This window comes from Nocardioides sp. NPDC023903, from assembly GCF_040639295.1.
In the GTDB taxonomy this organism is placed as follows: domain Bacteria; phylum Actinomycetota; class Actinomycetes; order Propionibacteriales; family Nocardioidaceae; genus Nocardioides.
Map to the genome: position 1 here is coordinate 176289 of NZ_JBEZZS010000008.1, position 7196 is coordinate 183484.

5 protein-coding genes are annotated in these 7196 nt (G+C 70.3%); 4 read left to right on the plus strand and 1 reads right to left on the minus strand.

Features of this window, described 5'->3' with window-relative positions; translation table 11 throughout:
* Positions 1–30: 30 nt before the first annotated feature.
* Positions 31–2853, minus strand: coding sequence for a M4 family metallopeptidase (locus AB0F44_RS11885; RefSeq protein ID WP_357355596.1), 2823 nt, complete (start codon positions 2851–2853; stop codon positions 31–33).
* A gap of 184 nt (positions 2854–3037) precedes the next feature.
* Between AB0F44_RS11885 and AB0F44_RS11890 the strand changes: the two genes are divergently transcribed.
* The 4 genes from AB0F44_RS11890 to AB0F44_RS11905 form a co-directional block, all read left to right on the plus strand.
* A complete protein-coding gene (locus AB0F44_RS11890; protein WP_141802250.1) occupies positions 3038–3574 on the plus strand; it encodes a PadR family transcriptional regulator in 537 nt (178 codons plus the stop codon).
* Positions 3571–3720, plus strand: a complete 150-nt coding sequence (locus AB0F44_RS11895) for a hypothetical protein (protein ID WP_357355598.1) — start codon at positions 3571–3573, stop codon at positions 3718–3720. The genes AB0F44_RS11890 and AB0F44_RS11895 overlap by 4 nt, the downstream gene beginning before the upstream one ends.
* A 72-nt stretch (positions 3721–3792) precedes the next feature.
* Positions 3793–4515, plus strand: coding sequence for an ABC transporter ATP-binding protein (locus AB0F44_RS11900; protein WP_357355600.1), 723 nt, complete (start codon positions 3793–3795; stop codon positions 4513–4515).
* Positions 4512–7196 (plus strand): ABC transporter permease (locus AB0F44_RS11905; protein ID WP_357355602.1); only part of this gene is annotated, 2685 nt, incomplete at its 3' end. The genes AB0F44_RS11900 and AB0F44_RS11905, both read left to right, overlap by 4 nt.

Here is a 7196-nt window from a genome sequence, read left to right on the forward strand (position 1 = left end):
TGAGCGCCGCCATCGCCGGGTCGGGTCGGGTCAGCGGATGGTGCTGGTGGCCGCTGAGGTCGCCGTCTTGGTGTAGTAGCCGGCCTTTCGGCCGGTCACGCGGACGCGGATGCGGTCATTGCGGTCGACGGACCGAAGGCGGTACGTCTTCCCGGTGGCACCCGAGATCGCGACCCCGTTGCGCAGCCATTGGTAGGAGAACGTGATCCCCGAGGGCTTCCAGGTGCCCGGGTAGGCGGTGAGCAGATAGCCGACCCTGCGGGTGCCGCCGATGGTCGGCGTGGCCGCGGTGAGATAGCCGGCCGCGATCCTCGCGGTCGCGGCGCTCGACCGGACTCCTGGGTTGGCGGCAGGCCAGGACGAGGCGTACGCCGTCACCCGGACCCGGATCTCCTTGGTGTGGTCGGAGCCGGTGAGCTTGTACGTCGAGGCCGTGGCGCCCGAGATGGCGACCCCGTTGCGCAGCCACTGGTACTTCACCGTCGTGGCCGTCGGGCTCCAGGAGCCCTTCGTCGCGGTCAGGGTGTAGCCGACCCGCGCGGAGCCGCTGATCGTCGGCGGCGCGGTGCTCGCGACCGTCAGCGGGTTGCAGGTGTAGAGCTCGAGCTCGTCGATGAACCAGCCGACCTGCGACGCGGTCTGGTCTCCTCGGACGATCCATTGGAACTGGACGGACTTCCCGGCGAAGGCGGACAGGTCCACCCGCGAGCTCATCCACCCGTTGGAGTCGCCACCGAAGCCGGTCAGCGGCTTGTCGGGGTTGTTGAGGAGGAGCTTCTGCTTCGGGCCGTTCACCCAGGCCGTGGACGGGATGGCCGTCGCGACCCCGTTGACCAGCAGGCGCGCCTCGCCGCCGTCGTAGTACTCCGGCGCCGGATAACCCGGGATGTTGCCGGTGTACCAGTCGAAGAGATACCAGTGGCTGAACCGCAGATAGGTCCGCTTGCCGGCCGGCACGTTGATCGCGGCCGTCGTCAGACCGCTGGACGTCGGGTCTCCGTATCTCTCCGGGTCGGGGTCCCAGCCGAAGTCGGAGCCGTTGCCGTCACGGTCGTTGGCGGGGATGCCCTGCGCCGCGTCGGGCGCCTGGGTCCACAGGACACCGCGGCTGAGCGACGGGGTCGCCATCCCTGCCTTGCCGGTGCTCCCGGCGGGGCAGGTGTTCGGCGCTTCCGCGGGCCGGGTCGCACCCGCCTTGGTGGGCGACTTGGCCAGCTCGGTCGCGTCGGTGGCGAGGTTGACCTGAGCGCAGTCGTCCAGGGTGAAGCCGGCGGTGCCGGCGGCCACCAGCGCGGAACAGCCGTTGGCCAGCGTACGGCGCAGGTCTACGTACTGGCTTCCGGAGACGAGGTGCTGGATCGCGTAGAGGTACAGCGTCGCGGTCTTCTGCAGGGTCGGGTCGGCGCCGTCGATGCCGGTGACGGTGCGACCGTTGAAGGTGCCGCCCTGGGAGATGAGGTACGCCGTCTTGTTGCCGACGCCGCTGTTGGTGTGCACCCCGCCGCCGTCGGCGTAGTAGGTGAGGTCGTCGGCCTCCCACAGTGAGCTGGTCATCCGGTCGGGCTGGTCGTGCGTCGTCGGGTTGGCGAGATCGCGGATCGCGCCGAAGGAGGAGTCCTCGCCGACGCGCCAGTCGGTCGGGGAGTCGCCGGGAGTCGCGTAGCGGTGATCGACGATCTCACCCATGATGTCGGCCATCGACTCGTTGATGGCGCCCGACTCGTACCAGTAGAAGAGGTTCGAGCTGTTCTCGATCACGCCGTGGGTCAGCTCGTGACCGACGATGTCGTCGACGACCAAGCCCTGACCGAGGTAGATCTGCTCACCGTTCCAGAACGCGTTGTCCATCGGGCACGGTGGCGTGTAGCCCGGCTCTGTCAGCTCGCAGTAGCGGGTCGTGGCAGTGACGGCCTTGCCAGTGGCGCCGCTGGACCAGCCGATCTCGTCGGTCAGGTCCAGCCCGAGGGAGGCGTAGAAGTCGGAGGTCGCGCCGAGCATGTCGTACGCCTTGTCGACGTCGGCGTTCCCGGAAGGCGCATCGCCCTCGCGCCGCTTCACCGTGGTGCTCGTCTCCGCGCAGCCGTTCGCCGCTGCGCGGACGTTGGCGTTGTCGCAGATGCGGCGGTTGGCGTGGGCGATCTCGTTGACGTGCATGAGTACGCGGCCGGAGCCGGCGTGGACGAGCACGGTCTCGCGGATGGTGGAGCCGTTGGTCACCGAGAACCGGAAGACGCTGGTCTCGCCGATCTCCGGTCCGCGGACCAGGTCGTGGTCGTAGAGCCAGGTGCCCTCGTCGCTCACGGTGAGGCCGGTGGCCCCGCGGTTGGACTTGGCGACCACGGCCTTGGCCGCTGCCTTGGCCTTCGCGCGCATGGACTCGTCCGGCTGGGTGACCTCGGCGACCGTGGCGTCGGAGAGGTTGGTGGTCGCGGAGGTGAGGCCGCGGTCCTTGTCCAGCCCGATGACCACCTCGCCGCCGAGGACCGGGAGGTCGGCGACGTACTGCTCGAACCTGGTCACCGACCCGCCGCCGACGGCCTTGCTGGTCGTCGTCTCGCGCAGGTCGGTCTTGTCGGTGCCCAACGCCTTGCCGGCGCGGTCGAGCTGGGTCCTGGCCGCCTTGGCGGGCTTGACGGTGGCGCCCAGCGGCTCGGCGCCCTCGGACTTCGAACCGATGAAGTCGGCCGTGCCGTCGGTGGTGCGATGGATGGTCAGCGGGACGCCGGCGCGGTCCTGGTAGGACGCGATCGGGTCGGGTTCGGCGGAGGCGGGCGGGGCCATCGGGATGACGCTGAGCCCGCCGAGGGCAAGTGCGGTCGCGGTCAGGGCGACGACGCGTCTACGAGGTGACACTTCGACTCCTTCGGGAGTGGGAGCGGCCCGGAGGAGGTTTACGGGCCGACAAGACCGCCGGCCCGAACCAGCGGCAGAAGTCTCGCAGGCAGTCGTGGGTGTCGTCTCCCTCAATTCGGCGTCTTGCGGAGGGATGCATACTCGGTATATACATACTCAGTAAGTACCCAAGGGAGGTGATCGAGTGTCCGTGAAACACGCACTGCTGGCGCTGCTGGAGAAGCCGCGCTACGGCTACGAGCTGCGCGCCGAGTTCGAGCAGCGCACCGGCGCGAGCTGGCCGCTGAACGTCGGGCAGGTCTATACGACCCTGTCGCGACTGGAGCGTGACGGCCTCGTCGAGGCTGGAGGGACCGACGCGGAGGGACGGTCCCTCTACCAGCTCACCGAGGCCGGCAAGGTCGAGGTGAAGGGGTGGTTCGACACCCCGGTGGAGCGTACGCAGCCGCAGCGCGACGAGCTCGCGATCAAGCTCGCGGTGGCGGTCGCGGTACCGAGCGTGGACGTCGGCAAGGTCGTCCAGCAGCAGCGCAACGCGACGATGCAGGCGCTGCAGGGATACCGCCGCCAGTCGCGGTCCGGCGCCGGTGACGACCTCGCCGGCGGGCTGGTCCTCGATCGCCTGATCTTCGCGGCCGAGGCCGAGATCCGCTGGCTCGACCACTGCGAGTCCCGGCTCCGCCGTGCGGCCTCCACGAGCACCGCTCCGGAGCCCCGATGAATGCCGCCCTCGCCCACGACCTGCGCCGCCTCAGCCACGACAGCGATCGCTGGCTCGCCGACGCCCGCGAGCGGCTGAGCCGCCGCGTCCACGCCACGCCCGTCAAGCCGGGCAACACCTCGACCAAGGAGTCCACCGATGAGTGAGCGCCAGCGAACGGCAATAAGCCTCAGGCCGTCGCGTCCGTATTCTTTGACTCGCGCAACGGAGGCGGCGGCATGAGTGAACCCGTCCTCCGGCTCACCGACGTGAGCCGCGTCCACGGCACCGGCGCCGCCGAGGTGCACGCCCTGCGCGGCGTCAGCCTCGCTGCGTACGCCGGTGAGCTGGTGGCCATCATGGGGCCGAGCGGCTCCGGGAAGTCGTCGCTGCTGACCATCGCCGGCGGTCTCGACTCGCCGACCTCGGGCTCTGTCGAGGTCGACGGCCAGGATCTCGGTGAGGCCGGGGTCAGCGGGCGCGCCAAGCTGAGGCGTACGTCGATCGGCTATGTCTTCCAGGACTTCAACCTGATCCCGGCGCTGACCGCTGCCGAGAACGTCGCGCTGCCGCTCGAGCTCGACGGCGCCGGTCGGCGCGCGGCTCAGGCCGCGGCGAGGACGGCGCTCGAGGAGGTCGGGCTCGACGGCTTCGCCGACCGGTTCCCCGACGAGATGTCCGGTGGGCAGCGCCAGCGGATCGCGATCGCCCGTGCGATCGTCGGCGAGCGTCGCCTGATCCTGGCCGACGAGCCCACCGGGGCCCTCGACACCGAGACCGGCGAGGACATCCTCAAGCTGATCCGGGCGCGCTGCGACGCGGGCGCGGCCGGTGTGCTCGTCACCCACGAGCCGCGGTACGCCAGCTGGGCCGACCGGGTGATCTACGTGCGCGACGGGCTCGTCGTAGACGAGGCCGGCGAGTCGCCGAACCTGGCGCTCGTGGATGAGGTCGAGGCATGAGTGGGCGTTTGGCCGGCTGGCGTCTCGCCCTGCGCATCGGGCAACGGGAGGCCAGGCGGGCGAAGTGGCGCAGCCTGCTGGTCATCTTGATGATCGCGCTGCCGGTGGCGGGCGTGACCGCGGTCGCGGTGACGTACCAGACCTATGACGTCGACACCGTGGAGGGCCTCGACCGCCGGCTCGGCACCGAGGCCGCGGCGAGCATCGACGTCCAGGGCTCCGCTGTCGTGCGGCAGGGTATCGACCCCGACAATGCCTCCGAGTGGCTCGACGAGTCCGGCTCCGACCCGCTCGACGCGGCCGGCGTGAAGGCCGTCATCGGGGATCGTCCGTTGCTCCAGGCCGAGGACCGGACCTTCGACGTACGCACCGACAAGGGGGTCACCTGGGCCAGCGGACTGGAGACCGATCTGAACGACCCGCTCGCCGCCGGGCTGGTCCGGCTGACCGAGGGCCGGCTCCCGCAGGGCCCGGACGAGGTCGTGGTCAACTCCAACCTCGCATTCCGGGGTCCGGGTGTCGGTGAAGAGCTGCTGATCCCGAACAGCGACATCGATGAGACGCGCAAGGTCGTCGGGATCGTCGAGTCGGCGAACGTACGCAACGACCCCTTCATCGCCGGAGCGGACCTTCCGGTGGACTACACCAGCGATCGTTCGACCTGGCTGGTCGGGGGCGGACCGGTCACCTGGTCCGACATCGAGGACCTGAACGCGGCGGGTGCCTTCGTGCTCTCGCGCTCGGTCGTCATGGACCCGTCGGCGGCGGCCCGCGCGGCCGACAAGGAGATCCGTCCGCCCATGGGCGCCCCGGACCCCTCCGAGCTCGTGGTCCTCGTCCTCATCGTGGTCATGGTGATCCTCGAGGTGGTCCTGCTGGCCGGTCCGGCGTTCGCGGTCGCGGCCCGGCGCCAGGCGCGCGACCTGGCCCTGATCGCGGCCTCGGGAGGGACCGCTCGTCAGTCCCGGCGCGTGTTGCTCGGGATGGCGATCGTCATCGGTGCGGTGGCAGCCGTCGTCGGTGCCATCCTCGGGGTCGGGCTGGCGCGGCTGCTCCAGCCGCTGGCCCAGGATCAGGTCTCGGCCTGGTTCGGCCCGTTCGAGGTGCCGTGGCTGCAGGTCCTGGCGGTGGCCGTCATCGGCTTCGCGGCCGCGATCTGCGCGGCGATGGTACCGGCCTGGATCGCCTCGCGACAGAACGTCGTCGGCGTACTGTCCGGGCGGCGGTCCGAGAGCCTGCCCTCGCGGCGCTCACCGATCATCGGCCTCGTGCTGGTGGCCGCCGGAATCGCATCGGCGGCGTTCGGCACCCGGAACGCTCTCAGCGGGATCCCGATCGCTCTCGGCGTACTGCTCTGTGTCGCCGGGGTGCTGTTCATCCTCCCCGCCCTGGTCTCCGCGGCTGCGCGGTTCAGTGCTCGGATGCCGCTGGTGATCCGGTTCGCGACCCGCGACGCCGATCGGCACCGCACCCGGACGGTGCCGGCTGCCGGTGCGATCGCGGTGACGGTGGTCGGTGTGGTCACGCTCGGGATCGCGTTCAGCAGCGATCAGGAGCAGAACCAGGAGAGCTACCTGCCCTCCTTCGCGATCGGCGACGCCGTGGTGCATCCGCGACACAGCTCCACCGAGGGCGATGACGACCCGGACGAGACGAGATCGCGGTGGGAGAACATTGCCGCGCAGGTCGAGAAGGCCATCCCCGGGGCGACCGCATCACTCACGACCGGCGCGACATCGGACGCCGACGGACGGTACGTAGCCGTCGAGACCGGTGATGGTCGGGCGATCCCGATCGACACCGCCATCGGCGAGTTCGGCGACCTCGTCGTCGCCGGGGCCGACGGGACCCTTCCGGCGGCGGTGGCGCGGTCGCTCTCGGAGCGCGAGTCCGCCGCTGCGGTGGAGACCCTGCGGTCCTCCGGTGCGGTGGTGTTCACGACCGACGACAAGCTGGTCTCCTCGCAGCAGTCCGCGCGGCTGGTGATCAAGGAGTGGTCCGAGGAGGAGCAGACGGATCGCGACGCAGTCACCGTCGACGTGCCGGCCAGCTACCTCGACGTCGGTGAAAGGACCGCGCCCGCCTACGCGGTCGTGACGCCGGCGATGGTGAAGAAGCTCGGTGTCGAACCGCAGGTCCTGGGCCTCTACATCGAGAACGCCCGGATCAGCGCCGCCGCCGAGACGGACCTCGACGAGGCCCTGGCCGCCGGTCAGTTCCCCACCACCATCCTGATCGAGCGTGGCTACCAGGAGACGGACACCGCCGTGATCGTCTGGCTGCTCCTGGTCACCCTGGGTGCCGTGCTGATGATCGGTGGCGCGCTGACCGCGACCCACCTGGCGCTCAACGACGCCCGCCCTGACCTGGCGACCCTGTCGGCGGTCGGAGCCAGGACGCGTACGCGACGTGGGGTCGCTGCCTCGTACGCCCTGGTCGTGACGCTCCTCGGAGCGGTCCCGGGCGCGCTGATCGGGTTCGTTCCCGGGATCGCGATCAGCTTTCCGATCACCACCGAGGGCTGGCCGGAGCGCGACAGCGTCGCCGCGCACTACCTCGAGATCCCGTGGGACCTCGTCGGAATCGCCTTCCTGTGCAAGCACCCCGGCGAGCCGGCCCCGTGGGAGAGCGGCGGCCAGGTCGAGCTGCGTGCCGTGCTGCACCGCGGCTACCTCGACCCG

Bases quoted from the DNA above. Each gene is read 5' to 3' on its own strand.
- AB0F44_RS11900 (WP_357355600.1), top strand. From the start codon at position 3,793: ATGAGTGAACCCGTCCTCCGGCTCACCGACGTGAGCCGCGTCCACGGC.
- AB0F44_RS11895 (WP_357355598.1), top strand. From the start codon at position 3,571: ATGAATGCCGCCCTCGCCCACGACCTGCGCCGCCTCAGCCACGACAGC.